This is a genomic window from Methylosinus sp. R-45379 (genome assembly GCF_001644125.1).
Classification (GTDB): Bacteria; Pseudomonadota; Alphaproteobacteria; order Rhizobiales; family Beijerinckiaceae; genus Methylosinus.
In genome coordinates this window covers 1-18580 of sequence record NZ_LUUM01000250.1, presented here as the reverse complement: position 1 = coordinate 18580, position 18580 = coordinate 1, and the positions used below count along the sequence as shown (strand labels likewise).

Genomic DNA, 18580 nt, shown 5'->3' with positions numbered 1-18580 from the left:
GTGCGATGCGAGGCGAGCGAGGAATTTCGAAGAAGGAAGAATGAAGAATCGAAGTCGAGCGAGAAGCCGCAAATCCCGATTGCACGCCGGCGTTCTACAGCCCCCTGCGAGTCCTTCGGCTCCAGGCGCCGCAGAATTTTCCCCTGTCCGCTGCCGCCCGCTCTACGGCGGGCTCCCGAGCGCGGACATTCCTCGCGCATCAAAATTCAACGGCGCCCGGAGCTCAGCGCTATCGCTCGACCTCCGGCCTTTCGGCCGGAGGCTCCAGATCGCCTTTCCGGCTGTTCGTGAACGCCGTGCAACGGGCTGGGGCCCCGCTCGGAGAAAAGACATGAAAAACATAGCAGAGTTTCAGCTCATCGGACGCGTCGGCGCGGTCAAGAAGGTCGGCTCCACCACGCACGTCACCATCGCGTCGAACTACTCCTACAAAGACGAGGGCGGAGAGTGGAGGGACGACCCGCACTGGAACGAGGTCGTCGTCTTCTCTACCGTAACCACACGTTACATCGAAAAATATATCGGCAAGGGCGATCTCGTTCACGCGCGCGGCCGCGTCCGGCAGAACAACTATGAGCGCGATGATGGCGAGCGTGTCTTCACCGTTGATCTCATCTGCAACGATTTCTCGCGCCTCGCGCAGGCCGCCGACAATCGCGACGGCGAGCACCGCGACGCCGATGCGCGGGACGACTCCTACGGGCGCCGGCAAAGGAGCGCATCTCCTGGCCCGGATGACGCCATTCCCTACTGATCGATTGGCCGGAGGGGAGGCCCTCGACGCCTCCCCTCGTCCCTATTTCGGAGCGCCGTAAACCGGGAAGGCATCAGCCGCCGGACGTCCTCGCCGCGAATTCGTCGGCGCACAACGCATGCGCTTCCGCGTGCAAGTCGAACGGCGCCCAGGTCTCGCCGCGCTTCGCGATCTCGATCGCGCGCGACGCGCCCGCAGCGCGCTGACACGCCACATGCGCGTCGACCAGCAGGCGCGCGGCGTAGAAGGTCCGCGCCGACGCCTGCTCGCTGAGCGGAGTCAGCCAATAGCCGCCTTCCGACTGCGCCTCGACCACCTGGCGTTGCGCCTTCACCGCCGCCAGTGACGCGTCGTGCGCATCACGGCACAGCGACACCGCGCGTTCGACGATCGGCTGCAGCAGCCGGTCCAGCTCCGCCTGTCGCTGCGTGCTCGACAGGCGAGCCCCCTTCTGCGCGATGTCATCCGCCATGTCCTGGTCGGCCGCGTCGCGAATGCCATCGATGTCGTCGTCGAATCCGAACGACTCGATCACCAAGGAGACTTCTCGCGAATCCGGCGCGATATCGCGCACGAGCTCCATCGACGGCTTTGCGCGCCGCTCGATCGGAAAGCGCACGACGTTCGTCATGCCGGGCGTCAATTCGATGCGCATGGCCACTCTCCTGTTGCGGATCGTCTCATCAAACCAGACGCGGCGTCGGAATACAACGGCAACACATTGATAATAAGATGAAAAGTCACGTCGATGCGACTTTTATTCCCTTCGTCGCCGCGCTCGCACTCTCGCTCGTCGTGGACGCGCTCGGATCGCAGCGGAAATACCGCCCGCCGATCGCCCCTTCGAAAGCGGCGCCGTCGCGCGACCGCCGCAACTCGAATTTCATGACCGTGCCCGGAACGGCAACCATCATGATCTGCGTGTTCGATTCCACCACCTCGACCTCCAACGGCTCCCGAGGGCGATCGATATCAGTCAGCTTAATTCGGGCGCTCATGAATAATTCGCTCCAATTGCTTATTGTTGGTCTGAAATTCGCTTTCGTTCGAAACATGTGCGGCGGCGGGCCTTGGCGTCAACCGCTCACGGCCGTCATTTCTTCCGGGCTCAAGCCGGTCGCACCGCCGTCGATTTCGAGCACGCGCGCCCCATCGACCAACGCCAGCTTCGACCGCGCTGCGCGCGTCGCCCGCAACATCCATTCCTTCTGGCGTGCGCTCAAGCCTTGGGCGTCATTCACGACCAGCACGTCCGTCGCCGCCAGCCGATCCTGCTTCTTCTTCCATCGGCCCAGCAGCCCGTGGACCCCGACGCTCTTGATGCCCGACTTCTTCTCGAACGCCTTCGCCGTCTCATATGTCAAGCCTACTCCGCGGAGCCGCAGTCCCGCTCGCTCCCATTGCGAGATTGCCTCCGCCAACGTCCTGCCCGTCTCCGTCGTGTCGACGCCGCCCGAAGCCGCGGCGGCGACTCTGCTTTCGTCGGATGCGCATTGCACTGTCGCGGCGAGGCTGCGCGTGCTGAAACTTTCGCCGTCCGCGAGCCGGACCAGCCCGATCGAACATTCCACGCGCGCCAGCGCCGTGTCGAACTGCTCTTTTCCGGCTGTGTTTCTGCTCACGAACGCGATCATTTCGCCGTACGTGAATGTCGCGCCCGCGCGCGTCAATGCACGCAGCGCCAGGTCGGGTTCACCGAGCAGTCGCTCGCCGTTGCGCCACGCGATTTCATAGTTCTCCGCCAGGCGCTCGCTTTCGGCGTCGTCGAAAAGTGGTTCGAGCTCTCGGCCGCGCGCCGCGTCCGCGCCCGCCCGGATCAACCGATCCCGGCCCGCGGCGAGAAGATATTTGTTCGAGAGCATCGCCCAGCGCTCGCGCCATTGCATGAGGAGCTTCGGCCCATGCCAATCGTCCAGCTTCTTCCCGAAACCATCCGACCCGATCTCGCGCATCGACAACAGGGCATGAAGATACACGCGCGTATGTCCATCGGCGCCTACCGCCCGATGCAGGTTCACGTCCACCACCCGTCCGCGCTCGACGAAGAGCGGCGTCACGAATTCCCTGCAGAGCCCCACCTCGTCGCCAGCAGGAAGAGCTTCGGGCAGCGCCGCCTCGATTTCTAGCGCGAGCTGCGCATTGCTGCGCTTCTCGACTGCTTCGACTTCGTTCCAGAGGATCTCTCGCTCAGCCCACCGAGCATCTGCGCCGAGAGGCAGCAAGATCTCCGAATGAATGAGGTCGCTCCCGGCGGAAAAGTCCACCTCGCGAAGTGTCTTCGCGTCCTTCAGCCTCGATCGCGAGCAATACGCCGCCGCCGAAATCACACTGCGCCCTTCGGACCGCCGAACCGAGCCGACGTTCAGAAAATGTATCGCCATTTCGAATTCCTCGTCGCGCGTCGCTCCAGCCCGTGCCGGAAATTCCGACGCGCGTCCGAGAGGCTCCGCGAAATCGGCGCGAATCTCGACGCGAGAAAATCGAAATTCGAACTCGGCCGATTGGCGCGGCCGACCGCGACTCCTGCTGCGGCCGGTCGTCCGCGCGCTACGCCGCGAACAATCGCCGAGCACAAAATGCCGTAATCGCCTGAAGAAGAAAGGGGAAAACTCGATTGCCACCATCGGGGCGCGGCCGCAAGGGCAAGTCGAGGCGCGCAAAGCGCGCCCCTTGCCCCCGCGCCCCGACGGCGGCTCAGCGGGAAAGTGTTCGAGGAATAGTCCCGAACGAAACAGGAGACGCTTCGATCTTCGACAAGCTCTCTCCTCAACCGCGGGAGCCCATCATGACCGTCAGCTTCTATCCCTACGTCTTCGACGCCGTTGCCGAACGGTACGTCCTCGCCGGAGCCGAGAACGGGACTTTCGAACTTTCCAACGCGAACGCTTTCGATCTTCTCTCCATCTTAGGATTCGAAGACCTGTGGTCCGCGCCCCCACAACCCATTGCCGCTTTCCTCGGCCGTCTCACCGCTGCTTTACGGAAATCCACCGGACGCCCTTCCGCGGAAATTCCCGTGACGGTCGACGAAATGCCCGGCCAGCTCATAGTTATCGATTGCGGTCGCTCTGAGGGCTACCTCAATCGACGGCTCCATGAGCTTGCCATCCTCGTCCAACAAAGCAAGGAAGCCGGAGCGACCCATGTCGGCTGGGGATGACCCCCCGAAATCCCGGGCAAATACGCCGCGTCCTCGTCTCGCCGCCCCCTTCTTCTATCTCTCCGTCCATGATAGGATTTACACCATGAGCGCTGCAGCAATTCTCAAACTCCAGGCCTCTGGCTTCTCCGTCGAGCAAGTCTCGGCGCTCGCCGAATTGGTTGACACTCAGGCCGCGACCAAAGCCGATGTCGAGGCCGCCAGCCATAAGTTCGATCAGAAAATCGAGGCTACCGGACATAAGCTCGACCAGAAAATCGACGGCGTCGAGCACCGCCTCGAGCTCAAGATCGGCGAATTGAAGTCCGACCTCGAAGCCACAGAGCGTCGCCTCGATCAGAAAATCGACGGCGTGGAGCATCGCCTCGAGCTGAAAATCGAAGGCCTCGATCGGAAAATCACCGAGACAAACGCCAACACCCTCAAATGGGTCATCGGCGCAATCGGATTTCAGACCCTCGTCTTGGTCGGAACCATCGTCGGAGCCGTGGCCGCCCTCACGAGATTCATTCCGGCCGCTCCGATTCTCCACCAATAGGCGAATTCCGATAAATCGGAACCGCGCTCTACTCGCGCCGCGCGCGGCGCTCACCGAGCCGTCGCAATCGACGTCTCGGCCGTTCCGGTCACGTTCGCTTTCGCGCGAACCGATCCGAAGCGCGAACATTCCCTGCATTCCAAAGGCCTGACGACGGCTCTTTTTCCCCAGCGCGCTCCCGCGCGCAGGACGAGTTTCCGCACATGGGTCCGCATGCGGTTTTCAGAACGAAGATTCGCTTCCCTCACTATGAAGAGGCGGGCGTGCGGAGAGGCGGGCGCCTTTCAATCCCGTCGCTCGGGCCGGGCGCCCGTTCGGAAGCGCGTCGGATTTGCGCTCGCCGCGATCTCGCGGCGCCGTGGGTAGCCAATCTCGCCGTTGTGATCGGCGAGACGGCGCCACGGCCGGCGGCAGGCGTAGCCCTGCATGGCTCGGCGCGGAGGCGAGCGCTGGCCAAGGCTGTCTCGCACGGCGGGCGCAGCCTCGGCGCTGTCGATGGCGAGCGCGCTGTCGGGGTGGGAGCCTCGTCGCCGTCTCCGAGAAAGCGGGCTCCCGGCAGTGCGCGCCTCGGTCCGTCCGATGCGCTGATGTGCTGGGGCGGCGGAGCCGTCGAGCGCTGTGGGCGGTCCGGTTGCAGAGCGCGTCATGGGCCGCGGGCGGTCGTCGGGGAATCGAGGCCGAGGCCGCGGCAATCGACGGTTCGTCGCGCGCGTCGGCGGTCGTCGGCGCGCTCCGGTCGATCGAAGGTTCGGCGGGATGCGTCTCGCAGGCGCGGCGTTCGGGAGATCACGCTCGGTCTCGAAGATCGCATGATTTCTCTGGGGGCGTTTCGCTCGGCAGGCCCGACACGTCGGTTTGCCCCCTCGGTTTTGTTGCGTCCCTAAGCCTGGCCGACCGGCCCCGCAACGGCGGCCCCCGACTTTTTTCCGCCGATGCCGGGGCAGTTCATTTTTTGACCGGCGCAAGCGCCGGATCTCTTTTCTTTGCCCCGGACATCTTTGCATCGCGAAGCAAAAAAGTCGGCGTCTCGCCGTCCTCCGCTTTGCTACGGCCCGCGCCGCCGCCCGATGGGCGCCGGACGCGGGTGCAGGCCCGCTCTCATGGCCAGGCTTTCAGGGATCGCACCGAGGGGAACAAACCGGCATCGGGCCGGCGAAACCCCCGGCCCAGAAAATCAGGATCACGATCATGACCAAGCGTCCCCAAACGTCCGCTGCGAAACGCACTAAGCCCGCTCGTCCCCCGATCTCCCTCGAGAGCGCGCGCCTCCTCTGCCCCAACGACGCGATCGCGACAAACGTCGCCGCAGCCTTCGCCCTCTCCGTGCCCGACTTCTCCGGGATCCGCGACGCCCACGACACGCTGCTCCGCAAGACCTGGACCGCCTTCGACGAAGCGCTCAACGAGACCGCCACCAAGATGCACTTTCAGCGCATCGTCGGAACCTACGTCGCTTCCGCCCAGGGAGCCGGACGCTTCTACTCCGAAAAGGTGACGGAGGCCCGAACCCTCACCGCCAAGCTCGCCAACGAAGCCCGCGACGAGGATCGCGACGCACCCGCCGGCTTCGAGTCCAAGGCCCAGCGCGCTCGCCAGTTCGCCGCCGATCTCGCCATCCAGGCCTACGCCCTACTCGCCGCCGCCGAGGGAGCCGTCGAGGCCTATCTCCAAATCACCGGCGAAGATTGGAAGCCCTACGTCGCCCCCAGCGAGACCGAAAGCGTCGAACGCAAGTCCGCCGCCGCCGAATTGGGAGCCTTCGGCTGAGCCCGAGCGGCGGGGATCGAAAGGTCCCCGCCTCCCTCTCTCGCGATCTCGATGGAGAACGACATGTTCGACTTCACCAAGCTCCGCCGCCCGAACGCAGCCGAGCAGCGCGAGCAGGAACAGCGCCGCCGCGCCGATGCCATAGCAGACGACCACACCCGTCGGCTCCTACGTTCCCGCGACGCCCTCCGCGTCACCCTCACCGATCACCCCGACGCCCGCTACACCATCGCCGGCGACCGCGCCGTCCATTTCTATGGCGACCGGCCGAACGGCCGCGAGGTCCGCGGCGTCTGGTACGCCCCCGATCACATGAGCCGCGACGAATTCGACACGATCGTCGCCGGATATGCGATCGGCGCAACGCTCGACCTGCGCGGCTATTGGAAACCCTTCAATGGCAATTCGGGAACGAGATTCACCTTCGTCGCCCAGTTCGTGAAAGCCGCCGATCGGGCCGAGCCCGCAGAGCGCAAGTCTCCCCAGGCCGAAATCGACGCTTTCGGCGCTTGACGAAAAACGTGCGGGAGCCTCAATGTTTCCGCATTTCATTGACGTATCCGCCCGACGAGGCGAGCGCCCCATGCAGCTCACGGCTCGCGTCGCCACCACGAAAGTAATCGCTATGCCTCTCTCCCACCGGCCCATCGCGCGCCCGATCAACCAGGCTGCCCGCGCCCTGCGTCGTCGCGCCGCCAACGCCGGCGCCGAGACTGCTCTCGACGCCCGCCCCAAAGTCGTCGCGCCGAAAAAGGGCAAGGCCTCCTATTGCCGCGCCAAACAGCAGCCCCCCGACCCCGAATGACCGAGCGCTCTCAGCGCTTCGGATTCGCTACTCTGATAGGAGACACGCGAATGAACGCCGTCCATTCCCGGCGAACCGACCCCGATCGAGACCCCTCCCCCGCGGCCGCTGCGCGCGACCAAATCCCCGCCGCTTCGGGGAGCGTCCGCCTCGGAAACAAGCGCAAGGGCGCCGCCGCCAAACCGCGCCCAGGCGAATCCGTTGTCGATATCGACAGATGCAATCCGGTCCTCGGCAATCCCTTCATTCTCCAAAATCATCGCGACGACGCCCGCCGCGCCGAAGTCATCGCGCTCTACAAGAAGAAATACGACGCCGACCTCGCGCGCGGCGGGCCGATGTCCGCCGCGACCGAAAAGCTCGCCGAGCGCGTGCGCGCCGGCGAGCGCCTCATCCTCATGTGCTGGTGTCACGGCGCTCCGCTCGACAAGCCCTGCCATGGCGATCTCATCAAAGACCGTATCGAGAAATTGCTCGCCTTCACTTGCGATTGAACCGCGCCGGCGAAGCGCGCCGCTCCAAAAGGTGAAGGGCGGACGCGACGATCGCGCCCGCCCTTCATTCGTTTCGCGTTCGATAGCCTTCTCGTCCTCAGCCCGAAAACGGCCACCACGTCAGCCATCGACGCTTCAGCTCGTCCGGCAAATCGCGCCACTCCCGCGGAGCCAGCGTCTCCAGCTTGCACACCCAGTCGCCCGTCGGCTGACCCTGTATCGCCACCCGCATCGGCGTCTTCGCGCAGCGTGCCAGCGATTGCAGCGCCGGCTCGTCCTGCAAGACCCGAATCTGATAGCCGGACCAGAAGCTCACACTCAGCAGCGCCAACGCCGCCCCGCTCATCTTCATCGCGAAAATGCGCGTGCGACGACGGTGGATATTGTTCTCCGCCAGAACCAGCCATTGCTGCGATTCGCTCGTCAGATTCTTCACCAGGTCCTTGCAGACATTGCTGACGATCGTCTCCTGAACAACTTCCGCCTGCCGGATCGCCAGAGCCGCCATTCGGTTCGCCTCACGAAGCCGCGCGATCTCCGCATCCGTCGCGCTCTGCGCGCCACGAACGATCTCCCGCATTTCGGCCACCGATCCCGAAACGAGTGACCCGAGCGCCCGCAGCGCCGCCATGAACACCGCGATGAACCGGCCCTCTGGATGGTTCGTCCGAACGCCCCAGCCGTGAGCCGCCTGCTCGACCTCGCGGATCGCTCCTTCGAGCGGCTCCGTGATCGTCGCCGCCTCGGACGCCTGTGCGCCTCCCGACCGATTGCTGTGATCCAACATGATCATGCCTCCTTCGCCGCGGGAGTCCACGCGAGCGGAATCCCGCTCAACGCCTCGGGAAGCTCCTCCTCCAAGAAAATCTCCGTCCGAGCCCGATCGAACAGCGACAGCAGCTCCTCGTCGCCCTCGAACCTCCCATCCGCAGCGTCGCGGAATGAGATCCCCAGATCCAAGATCTCCGACATGCACGGAAGCGCTGGCATGGTGATCACCACCGCGCCCTTCGAAACCGCGTCCCGAACGACGCTATCCGTCATGATCTCCGCAAACGACTGAGCGATCGACTGACCCGACTGGACGAGCCCCGCGTTCAAAACGATGAGCGTCGCCTCGGGCATGAACACATCGGCCGCCGCCATATGCCGCAGATAATCGAGATCGGCCTTCTCCGGTCCGACGACATGAACCGCCACCGGCCGAATGCCCATGCGTTTCAGCAATCGAACGAGACGCGTCTCCTGCGCCAGCTTCAGCACGGTCGAATCCCCGCCGGGAAAGTCGATCAAGGCGTGAAATCGTCCCCGACTCTGATCCTGAATCCGATCCTCCAGCCAGCGCTTTCGGTCCTCGAAGGTGCTCCCCGGGCGTGGCTCGAGCGCGTCCATATGAAAACGCGACAGGCTGTGCGTCTCGTTTTGCTGGTCCGCATTCCAGACCTGCAACTGTCCGCCCGTCGACCGATAGTATTGAATGAGCGTCGTCGCCGTCGCCGTCTTCCCGACTCGACCCCGGCCCAGCATCATGATCAGCACGGGAAGCGCGGCGCCTTCGCTAGCCTTCGGCGCGCCAGTGACCGCGGTTCCCGTGTCTTCGATTTGGTTTTCGACCTTTGCCATGGTTATAGCCTCCGCTTCTCGACCGCCGCCTTCTTGGCCGCGCCGACGCCGCAAACGTCGGCCGACCGTGCGCGAATATGAACTCGGATTTTTTTGTCCCTTCGTCATGGCTGCCTCGCCGTTTCGAACTCGACCAGAAGCACCTCGTCCTCGAGGACGAGCAGTCCCTGCGCTAAGCCCGTCCACTTGTCCGCTCGGCGCGCCTGCATCCCGCTCCACGCCATTGTCAGTTCGATCGCGCGCGGCGTCAGACGCCCGTCCTCCCCGATCTCGCTCATGCGTGCGCGAATGTCCGCCTCGGCCGCGACACGTTGCTGCACCGCCCGCTGGGGCTCGATCGGATGTCGCACCAGCCCCTCGCGAACCCCAGGCGCCCCCGCTTTCGGCAGGGCGAGCACGCCCCGGCCCCTCGGGCTGCTCGCGACCGAGTTCCCCGCGCCATTCGTCGCCACCAGCGGCCGCAAGTCCGCCGGTTGTCGTGACGGGTAGCTTCGCCTCTGCTCAGATCTCGATTCGCGTTCGCGAGCCTCGGCAGCCTGTCGTTCGCGTTCCGCGTTGACGTCGCGGCAGACGCGCGGCCAGATTCGTCGCACCGAATTTCCGTAAGGCGTCTTGCCTCGCAGCCCTTGAACGCCTTCTCGACCGATGTCCGCGGCGATCGAATCCCAAGTCCGCTTCAATCCGACGATCTCTGGCTCGACGCGGTCGTAATTTTCCCGCAGCCATCGGTAGATGTCGCCGTGTCGGCTATAGGCTTTCAGTTCGATCAGCGATTTTTTGCGCTCTATCATCGCCCATTCCTCGCGCTCCTGCGGCCACAGGCCGCCGCCCCGGCAGGCCCAGGGCGCCGTTCGCCGCGGCTCTCGTCTCGCGATGAAAGTCGGAAGGTGCGCGAACCCCAATTTGAAATTCGGCCCGTCACTATCTTTTTTTGGCGCGTCCTCTTATTCTGGTCCCAGTCTTGCTTGCGCGCCGCGGCGCAACAGCAATCTCGCGACAATCCCGCGTCAGTCAGGAGTCAACGTCGCGACACTCAAAAACAACCATTACGGACCATTGCACCGTTGGTGCCGGACGCCCCTCCGGGGCGCTCAGAGCCGAACCGGCGAACATCACACGCAAGGCGCGCTGACGCGCAGTAAAATACGCAAAAGTTGAATTTGAGGGGCCGCCGGCGTGGAATTCGGCGCGCGCGGCGCGGTCCGATAAATTTTTTTCGGCGCGAATTTCCGGTCGGCACGGCGCTTCATATTCGCACACATCACTCGCAAGCTGATTCTCGTGGCGCCCGGGCAAAGCCCCTGGCGCAGCACGGCTGTTCGAAAACAGCCGTGATTTCAATGCGAGGTGGAAAATGTCAGATCATCAAAGCCACGACGCCGGCGCTCCCGCGCAGAACCTGCCCGTCGAAATCCTCGTCTCGGTCGCCGAGGGAAGAGTCCTCGCCGACAGCCGCCAGGTCGCCGATGTGTTCGGCAAACGCCATGACAACGTCCTGCGCGATATCGACGGGTTGCTCCAGTCCTCAAAATTGAGGGATGCGCAGAAACAATGGTTTATGGAGATATCTCACCCTCATCCAACGGTCGCGGACCGCGCCATTCGCTCCTTCGCGATGACCCGCGACGGCTTCGCACTTCTCGCCTTCGGCTTCACAGGGGATGAAGCGTTGGAGTGGAAAATCAAATATATCGACGCGTTCAACGCGCTGGAGACCGAGCTCGGCCTCCGGCGACCCGACGACTCCGAGGAGCCCGAGTCGGCGCCGCTGGAATTCGCCGAGCACTGCCGCCGGCGCTTCAAGGATATCTACTCCGGCGACTTCATCAGCCCGGACTACCTGCTCAAGATCCTGTTCATCGGAAATATCCCCTACACCGGCGACAAGCGATTCCCGCTGCTTGCGGAAGAATCCTGCGAGGCGCTCGGGATCCGCAATAAGGAGCCCGCGCTGGAACGTCTTCCCCCGCTTGCGAAAGGGTTCGTCACCGTCGATTTCGGCGGTGGGCCGACAGAGCGCCAGGCAATCACGGAGGCGGCTCTCTATGCGCTCGCTTTCGACCGCCGCCAGCTCAACACGGCATGGCCCGCCGGTCCCGGCGGCCTCTTTCCTTACGATGTCGCTGCCCAAAACGACGCCGTCGCCCTGTGCTATCAGATCAAGACGCTCGAAAGCTACTTCCGGTCCTTTCGAGAGAAGGTCTCTCTGGGAGCAGGGCTCGCGGAAACACCGGCGTTCCATAATTTCGAACGGGTGATCCTTATCGCCGCTCAAGCCGCGGACCAGCAGCTCACCGTCGGCTTGCCGGGCCAAAGACATTGATCTTTAGAAAAAAGATCACGTGACGGAACCAAATGGGCGAGCAGTTCGCCCTGCTTTCCATCGTCTCGGCGCCGGCCAACTTCGTATCCGCGCCAGCACGTTCGCACTGGCGGTTGCGTCGATCGGTTTTCGACGCAGCCGCCGGATGTACAAGTTTCGATTAGTGGAAATCCCGGCTTCTCACCCTTATCGATTCCCTGGGCAATTCGGGAAGACCGGAGCCGCGGCTACGGAGCTGGTCGCCACGGCCATGTGGGAGAGGAAACGTCTCATCCCGACTGCCCACGCTGGCAAGGTCGGCCGAGAGGTCCGTAATGCGCTGCGCGACCAGATGAACGACGTCGCCCTCGCGCTGGACGCGGCCGTACGCCGCCATCATGCCGGCCGACAGGATGGCGCGCCGGTTTGCCTCGAGCACCTTCGCCCAGATCACGAGATTGGCGATGCCAGTCTCGTCCTCCAAGGTGACGAACATGACCCCTTTGGCGCTGCCCGGACGCTGGCGGACGAGGACGATGCCGGCGGCCTCCAGCCAGCGGCCGTCGCGCGCCGCCATGAACTCGGCGCAGGTGACGATGCGCCGGCGCCGGAGATCCTCGCGCAGGAAGCTGAGCGGGTGCGCCCTCAACGTCAGTCCGACATGGCCGTAGTCCTCGACGACCTCGCCGCCCGCCGTCATCGGCCGCAATGTCACGACGGGCTCGTTCACCTCGGGCACGAATTCCGCTTCCCGCGCGGAGGCGGCGGCGAAGAGAGGAAGCGGCTCGTCCCGCAGCGCCTTGATCGCCCATAGCGCCTCGCGGCGGGCGAGCCCCAGGGCCGGACGGAAGGCGTCGGCTTCGGCGAGATGAACCAGAGCGGCGGAGGGCACGCCAGCGCGGCGCCAGAGATCGTCGACCGAGGCGAAGGGCCGGTCGGCGCGCGCAGCGACGATGGCGCCGCCATGGGTGTTGGCGAGACCCCTGACCATGCGCAGGCCGAGGCGCACGGCGAAACGGCTGTCGTCCGCGGTGGGCTCCAGCGCGCAATCCCAGCGCGAGGCGTTGACGCAGACCGGCCGCACGTCGACTCCATGCGCGACCGCGTCCCTGACAATTTGGGCCGGCGCATAGAAGCCCATGGGCTGAGCGTTCAGCAACGCCGCGCAGAACACATCCGGATGCCAGCATTTCAGCCAGGCGCTGGCATAGGCGATGAGTGCAAAAGAGGCCGCGTGCGATTCCGGAAACCCGTAAGAACCGAAGCCTTCGAGCTGACGAAAGGTCTGCTCGGCGAAGTCGCGCTCATAGCCGCGGTCGACCATCCCTTCGATCAGCTTCTGCTTGAATCCGGAGACGCCGCCGGTGAATTTGAACGTGGCCATGGATTTGCGCAGCATGTCGGCTTCGCCGGGCGTGAAGCCGGCGCATTCGATCGCCACGCGCATGGCCTGTTCCTGAAAGAGCGGGACGCCCAAGGTCTTGCCGAGAACTTTTTCGAGCTCCGGCTTCGGGAAGACGACGGGCTCCAGCCCTTCCCGGCGGCGCAGGTAGGGGTGGACCATGTCGCCCTGGATCGGTCCCGGCCTGACGATCGCGACCTGCACGACGAGATCGTAGAAGGTCCGAGGCTTCAGCCGCGGCAACATCGACATCTGCGCGCGGGATTCGATCTGAAAGGTTCCGAGCGTGTCGGCGCGCCGGATCATCGCATAGGTCCGCGGGTCCTCGGCCGGGATGGCGGCGAGATCGAGATGGATTCCCTTGTGATCGGCGAGCATGTCGAGTCCGCGCTTCATGCAGCTCAGCATCCCCAGCGCCAGCACGTCGACCTTCATGAACTTCAAGGCGTCGATGTCGTCCTTGTCCCATTCGATCACTTGCCGCGCGTCCATCGCGGCCGGCTCGATCGGGACCAGCTCGTCGAGCCTGTCCTGGGTGAGCACGAATCCGCCGGGATGCTGTGACAGATGGCGGGGCGTCCCCATGAGCTGACGCGCGAGGTCGAGCGCCAGGCGCAAGCGCCGGTCGCCGAGGGCGCCGACATGTAAGTCCTCGGCGCCCTCCGATCGTTCCCAGACACGGCTCGACAGCGTCTCGACGATATCCTGCGTGAGGCCGAGCGCCTTGCCGACGTCGCGCATCGCGCCCTTGGCGCGATAGCGGATGACGGTCGAGCAAAGCGCCGCGCGGTCGCGGCCATAGGTGTCGAACACCCACTGCATGACGATCTCGCGCCGTTCGTGCTCGAAATCGACATCGATATCCGGCGGCTCGCGGCGCTCCTCGCTGACGAACCTCTCGAACAGGAGGTCGTTGCGGCCGGGATCGATCGAGGTGACGCCGAGCACGTAGCAGACGGCGGAATTGGCGGCCGATCCACGGCCCTGGCAGAGGATATCCCGGGAGCGGGCGAAGCGGACGATGCTGTTCACTGTGAGGAAATACGGCGCGTATCGAAGCTTCTCGATCAGGCCCAGCTCGTGCCGCAGGGACGCCCGGACGCTCTCCGGCACGCCTTCGGGATAGCGCGTTTCCGCGCCTTCCCGGACAAGCTTTTCCAGCGTCTCCTGCGGGGTGAGCGTCGGATCGTCGCGCTCCTCCGGATATTGGTAGGAAAGCTCCGCGAGGTCGAAGCGGCAACGCGCGGCGATCTCGATCGTGCGCGCGACCGCCTCGGGATTGCGCGGGAACAGCCGGCGCATTTCCTCGGGCGGCTTCATGTAGCGGTCGCCGTGCTCGCGCCGATCGCCGAGCTCGTCGATGGTGACGCCGTGCCGGATGCAGGTCACAACGTCCTGCAGCATGCGCCGGTCGGGCGCGTGATAGAGCACGTCATTGGTGACGACGCTCGGCACGCGCATCCGCGTGGCCATGGTCGACAGCTCGTGGATCCGAAGCTGGTCATTGGGGCGTCGACGAAGCGTCAGTGCGAGATAGGCGCGGTCGCCGAAGGCGTCGCGCAGCCGGCGCAATCGCAGGCCGCAGGTCTCATCGGCCTCGTCGGGAACGAGGACGCCGATCAGGCCATCGCCGTAGGCGACGAGATCGGCCCATTCGAGGATGCATTTCGCCTTGCCGCCGCGCTTCTTGCCGAGCGACAGCAGTCGGCAGAGCCGGCCATAGGCGGCGCGGTCGGTCGGATAGACCAGCACCGACATGCCGTCCATGAGATCGAGGCGACAGCCGACGATCAGGCGCACGCCGGTCGCCTTGGCGGCCTCGAATGCGCGTACGACGCCGGCCAGCGAGTTGCGGTCGACCACGGCGACCGCTTCGACGCCCTGAAGCGCCGCCTGGGCGAAAAGCTCATCGCAGGATGACGCGCCGCGCAGAAACGAAAAATGCGACGTGACCTGCAGCTCGGCGTAGCGGAATGGGCCGCTCATCCGAACACTCCGTGAAGGAACCAGCGCTGCGAGCCGCTGTTTGGATTCTCTCCATCTCCAGAGCGGAAGATCCAATAGCGTTCGCCGGCGTCATCCTCGACGCGGAAATAGTCACGCACGGCGGTCAGCTCGGCATCGCGCCGCCACCATTCGCCGCGGATGCGCTCGGGTCCGTCGGCCCGGCGGACGCGCCGCCGGACGCCGCGCCAGGTGAAGGCGACCGGCGGATGATCCGGCAGCGCGGCCATTGTCTCGATCGGCTCGGGCGACGGCAACAGCCGCGATGGCCGAGGCCAGCGCCCCTGCCATGTCTCGCCGGTGTCCGGCGCCATGGGCGGAATTCGGCGCACCGAGCGCTCGGGCGTCTCGGTGGCGACCGGCGCAGCTCGGTAGAGGCTACGCTCGCCGACGCGGTTGACGAGGGTGTCGACGAGATCGGACACGTCCGGCGCTCCGTCATCGACCATCGCGGTCAGGGTCTGCTTTTCCGCGAGCGGCTCGGCCAGTGTCGCGGCGAGGCTGAGGGTTTCGATGCCGAAGCCGGGCTCGATCGTGTCGATCTTGTCGGTCAGCAGCCGCGTGAGGCGCTTCACGTCGCGCACCGGCATGGCGACCCCGACACGGACCGCCTGCAGGCGATCGTCGACCCGGTGACAAATGAGATCGAGGCGCTTGGCCCCCAGTCCCTCGGCCTCCAGTCCGGCGCAGAGCTGGACGACCAGCTCGCCGATATGGCGAGCGATGGTCTCGGCCGCGCCGATGGGCTCCGCGAAATTGCGCTTCACCTCGATCAGCTCGTCGGGTCGGATCGGCTCGATTGGCTCGCTGAGAATCCCCAGGGCCTGATCGATGCGGCGGCCGAGCTGCGGCCCGAAGCGCAGAGTAAGTGGCGCGCGCGGTTGCGCGAGGAGATCGCCGATCCGCGCGAAGCCGAGAACATGGAGCGCCGCGACCATGTCGGCAGGCAGGCGAAGCGCGGCGAGCGGAAGGCCCGTCAGCACGGAACCGCCATGGCCGAGCGGCGCGATCAGCACGGGCCGCGCAGTGTAGCGAGCCAAGGCGTGCGCCGCACCCCAGCTGTCGGCGATCGCCGCACGCGCGCGCACGCCGGACGATGAAAGCCTGTCGATCAGGCCGGCGAGCATGGTCTCTTCGCCGCCGTGAAGATGATCGGCGCCGGTGGAGTCGATCACCAAGCCGTCCGGGGGATCGGCTGCGACGATCGGCGCGTAGCGTCGGAGCGCCCACAGCGCGAGACGGTCGAGGCCCTGGGCGTCGGCCGCGGGGTCGTGATCTCGAACGACGAGGCCCTGCACGAGAATCCGCGCCTTGGCGGCCGACATTCCGACGCGCGCGCCGGCGGCGACGGCGGCCGCGTCGGCAGCCCACACCACTTGCCTCCTCCCATCGTGGCCAATCAGGACGAGCGGCGTCTCAGCCGGCGGCGCCGCGTCGCCGGCCTGTCGTCGAAGCCGGTCTGTGGGCCAGCTCGGCAGGAACAGCGAGACGACCCGAACCATCACACGCCTCCACCTCGAAATCCGCGCTTTCACCGGCGCGGACGCGGATCAGCTCCAGGAGCCAACGGTGGCGGCCGACGCCGGGGACCGGCAGAGCCGCCGAGGGCATGACCGAGACGCGCCATCGGGTCGCCGCGGCAGTCGGCTGACCGAAGTCGACGGCTTCGGATTGCCGGCGCCAGCGCCGCAATGCGAGACCGATCGAGCCGCTTCCCTCGGCGCAGAGCTGGAGACGCCGGGACGCGGTCATGTCGAGACGCGCGACTTCTCCGACGACCGCGCCGAGACCGCCGTGCCGCAAGCCTTCCTCGACACATGCGAGCACGGTCTTGTCGTTGCCGGCCTCGACATAGATCACGCGATCGGGCGCCAAGCCCGCTTGCGCCAGCGCCGGGGCGAAGAGGTCGGATCGCGTGATGACCCAGAGAACCTTGCCTTTCGTGCGTGTCGCGATCCCGGCGGCGAACAGCGCTGCGGCCGCGCCGTCCACGGCGCCGTTGCCGCCGCCAGCGATCTCATGGAGCGCGCCGAGGGGGAGACCGCCGCCCGGAAGACGCGCGTCGATGTCGGCGATCCCGAACGGAAGGACCGATTTGACGCGCCGGGCACGGCCTTCGATCTTCTCGATCTGCGCGCGCAACGACTCTATGGCGGGCTGGTGCCGCAAGCGCCTTCTCGACCGCTGGGTGTGGGCTCAATGTCATGTTCCCTAAATGTTCTCCCCTTCGAGGTCGGGAGTCAAGAGGACGGGGTTGCGGATATCTCTGTGCGCAGAAGGCCGCGCTAACAAGGTTAACGCCCATGAAGAATGCCTTCCTGCATGGAAAAGGTATGGTGGCCAATACCGTCCGCCGGCCCAACGACCGGTAGTGTCGCTTTACACAACCCGCTAGTCTATCGCGGGTGCGCTAAGCCGAACTAACGGCCTGTTCCGACGCAGGTGCTCTTGGTCGCGGGAACCGGCGTTTGCTGAGGAATGTGCCGCCGAGTGTTCGGTCGCCGCCGCGTCTGCCCCCGGTTGGGCGGCCCGGCAGGCGCGCGCGAGCTGGTGATTCGTCCGTTCAACTCTGGATGGTTAATAATTAAAGTCGAAATTGGGGCGAATCACCCAAAGCAATCGCCTCGCGGCAAAGGCAATCGATGAGTCTTCTCGATATTGAGAAGCCCGTGAAGGCGACGGCGGCGGGGCAGTACCTCGGGTACTCGCTCCAACAGCTGCGCCTGTGCCACCACCTGCTGAAGGTCCCCGACGGCGATACCGTCTCGCTTGAATATATCGACGACGTCGGTGTTCACCGCGCGGATGGGACTTTGCTGCTCGAGCAGTCTAAGAGCGCCCTAACCGGCAATCCCGCGGCGGACCGGGCGGAGGACCTCTGGAAATCGTTCGCCAATTGGGCGCACCTGTGCGCCGACGGGACGATCGACCCGAACACCACCGACTTCCGCCTGTACGTCACCCCGGTGAAGACGGGCGCGCTAGTTGGCCAGCTCCACGCAGCGACGGCCAAAGAGGCCGTCGCTGCGGCGCTCGCGAAAATCAAAAAATTGGTCGATCCGAAGAAGCCCGACGTGGGGTGCGCGCCCTACGTCGCGGGTTTCCTGAAAGCTGGCGACGCCGTTTGCAGCCTGATAATCTCACGATTCCAGCTGATGACGGAAGCCGACCCAGTCGAGAGCGTGCGGGAATTCGTTCGCGCTGGCGTTCCGTTCGAGGCGCAGAACGACCTCACCGCCGCCGCCGTCGGCATGGCACGAGATCGCATCGACAAACTCATCCGAGGCCAGAAGACGCCGGTGCTATCAGCGACCAATTTCCGGCGCCAGTTCCAGACCTTCGCGCGGCGATCCAACCTGACGAACCTCCTGACGTCGAAGGCGCCAGAGCCGTCGCAGAACGCGATCCGGGATCTGGTCAACATTGCGCCGACCTTCGTTCGCCAGCTTCAGGCCATCAACGCCAGTAGCGACATGCTGGTCACAGCCGTTAGCGACTACCTGCGCACCACGACGGACAAGGTCCTCTGGGCCGACGAGGGGACTATTGTCGAGGAATCGCTCGACGATCTCGACGCCCAGCTCGTGCGTCGGCACGCGATCGTCCGTGATGAGGTTGAAGACACACACGCCGCCAAGGACGAGCCGTCCCGGGGATCGTGCCCCTTGGAGAGGTGTAGCAGCGGCGCTCGGGCGCGCGGAGCGGAGGCCGTAGGCCGTAGGCCGACGCGC

The 18580-nt window shown here is 65.2% G+C and carries 18 protein-coding genes; 9 read left to right on the top strand and 9 right to left on the bottom strand.

Going from position 1 to position 18580, the window contains the following annotated elements; translation table 11 throughout:
- The first annotated feature begins 331 nt into the window (after positions 1–331).
- A complete protein-coding gene (locus tag A1351_RS12075; RefSeq protein WP_024882066.1) occupies positions 332–754 on the top strand; it encodes a single-stranded DNA-binding protein in 423 nt (140 codons plus the stop codon).
- A gap of 73 nt (positions 755–827) precedes the next feature.
- Here A1351_RS12075 and A1351_RS12070 read toward each other — a convergent pair whose 3' ends face one another.
- From A1351_RS12070 to A1351_RS12060, 3 genes are all read right to left on the bottom strand, one after another.
- A complete protein-coding gene (locus A1351_RS12070; RefSeq protein WP_064033078.1) occupies positions 828–1409 on the bottom strand; it encodes a hypothetical protein in 582 nt (193 codons plus the stop codon).
- Positions 1410–1494: 85 nt separating this feature from the next.
- The gene (locus A1351_RS12065) at positions 1495–1752 is read right to left on the bottom strand and encodes a hypothetical protein (protein ID WP_064033077.1); all 258 of its coding nucleotides are present in this window, start codon (positions 1750–1752) and stop codon (positions 1495–1497) included.
- A gap of 78 nt (positions 1753–1830) precedes the next feature.
- Entirely contained in the window at positions 1831–3378 is a 1548-nt protein-coding gene (locus A1351_RS12060) for a MobA/MobL family protein (protein WP_064033076.1), read from the bottom strand.
- A gap of 161 nt (positions 3379–3539) precedes the next feature.
- On the opposite strand from A1351_RS12060, the gene A1351_RS12055 reads away from it, so the two are divergent.
- The 6 genes from A1351_RS12055 to A1351_RS23950 all read left to right on the top strand — a co-directional run bounded on the left by A1351_RS12055 (position 3540) and on the right by A1351_RS23950 (position 7518).
- Positions 3540–3914, top strand: a complete 375-nt coding sequence (locus A1351_RS12055) for a hypothetical protein (protein WP_024882062.1) — start codon at positions 3540–3542, stop codon at positions 3912–3914.
- Positions 3850–4452: a coiled-coil domain-containing protein gene (locus A1351_RS12050; RefSeq protein WP_083967293.1), complete on the top strand. Its 603-nt coding sequence runs from the start codon at positions 3850–3852 to the stop codon at positions 4450–4452. The genes A1351_RS12055 and A1351_RS12050 overlap by 65 nt, the downstream gene beginning before the upstream one ends.
- Before the next feature lie 1188 nt (positions 4453–5640).
- Entirely contained in the window at positions 5641–6219 is a 579-nt protein-coding gene (locus A1351_RS12045; protein ID WP_064033074.1) for a hypothetical protein, read from the top strand.
- A 63-nt stretch (positions 6220–6282) separates the two neighbouring features.
- Complete coding sequence (locus A1351_RS12040) at positions 6283–6732, top strand: hypothetical protein (protein ID WP_157096281.1); 450 nt, start codon at positions 6283–6285, stop codon at positions 6730–6732.
- A 22-nt stretch (positions 6733–6754) separates the two neighbouring features.
- Entirely contained in the window at positions 6755–7024 is a 270-nt protein-coding gene (locus A1351_RS12035) for a hypothetical protein (protein ID WP_064033072.1), read from the top strand.
- Positions 7025–7074: 50 nt separating this feature from the next.
- Positions 7075–7518 carry a DUF4326 domain-containing protein gene (locus A1351_RS23950; RefSeq protein WP_083967295.1) on the top strand — a complete coding sequence of 148 codons (444 nt, stop codon included), beginning with the start codon at positions 7075–7077 and terminating at the stop codon, positions 7516–7518.
- A 97-nt stretch (positions 7519–7615) separates the two neighbouring features.
- Here A1351_RS23950 and A1351_RS12025 read toward each other — a convergent pair whose 3' ends face one another.
- The 3 genes from A1351_RS12025 to A1351_RS12015 form a co-directional block, all read right to left on the bottom strand.
- Entirely contained in the window at positions 7616–8305 is a 690-nt protein-coding gene (locus A1351_RS12025; protein WP_157096280.1) for a hypothetical protein, read from the bottom strand.
- A 2-nt stretch (positions 8306–8307) separates the two neighbouring features.
- The gene (locus A1351_RS12020) at positions 8308–9141 is read right to left on the bottom strand and encodes a hypothetical protein (protein WP_064033070.1); all 834 of its coding nucleotides are present in this window, start codon (positions 9139–9141) and stop codon (positions 8308–8310) included.
- A gap of 104 nt (positions 9142–9245) precedes the next feature.
- Positions 9246–9932 carry a hypothetical protein gene (locus A1351_RS12015; RefSeq protein ID WP_157096279.1) on the bottom strand — a complete coding sequence of 229 codons (687 nt, stop codon included), beginning with the start codon at positions 9930–9932 and terminating at the stop codon, positions 9246–9248.
- 563 nt (positions 9933–10495) lie between these two features.
- Here A1351_RS12015 and A1351_RS12010 point away from each other — a divergent pair.
- Complete coding sequence (locus A1351_RS12010; protein ID WP_024882053.1) at positions 10496–11464, top strand: Rha family transcriptional regulator; 969 nt, start codon at positions 10496–10498, stop codon at positions 11462–11464.
- A 160-nt stretch (positions 11465–11624) separates the two neighbouring features.
- On the opposite strand, the gene A1351_RS12005 is transcribed toward A1351_RS12010, so the two are convergent.
- The 3 genes from A1351_RS12005 to A1351_RS11995 are packed head-to-tail and all read right to left on the bottom strand — an operon-like array spanning position 11625 to position 17018.
- The gene (locus tag A1351_RS12005; RefSeq protein ID WP_024882052.1) at positions 11625–14831 is read right to left on the bottom strand and encodes an error-prone DNA polymerase; all 3207 of its coding nucleotides are present in this window, start codon (positions 14829–14831) and stop codon (positions 11625–11627) included.
- Positions 14828–16351 carry a DNA polymerase Y family protein gene (locus A1351_RS12000; protein WP_064033068.1) on the bottom strand — a complete coding sequence of 508 codons (1524 nt, stop codon included), beginning with the start codon at positions 16349–16351 and terminating at the stop codon, positions 14828–14830. Before A1351_RS12000 ends, A1351_RS12005 begins: the two co-directional genes overlap by 4 nt.
- Entirely contained in the window at positions 16266–17018 is a 753-nt protein-coding gene (locus A1351_RS11995; protein WP_064033067.1) for an ImuA family protein, read from the bottom strand. Before A1351_RS11995 ends, A1351_RS12000 begins: the two co-directional genes overlap by 86 nt.
- 473 nt (positions 17019–17491) lie before the next feature.
- Here A1351_RS11995 and A1351_RS11990 point away from each other — a divergent pair.
- On the top strand, positions 17492–18580 hold a 1089-nt coding region (locus tag A1351_RS11990; protein WP_064033066.1), incomplete at its 3' end, for a hypothetical protein.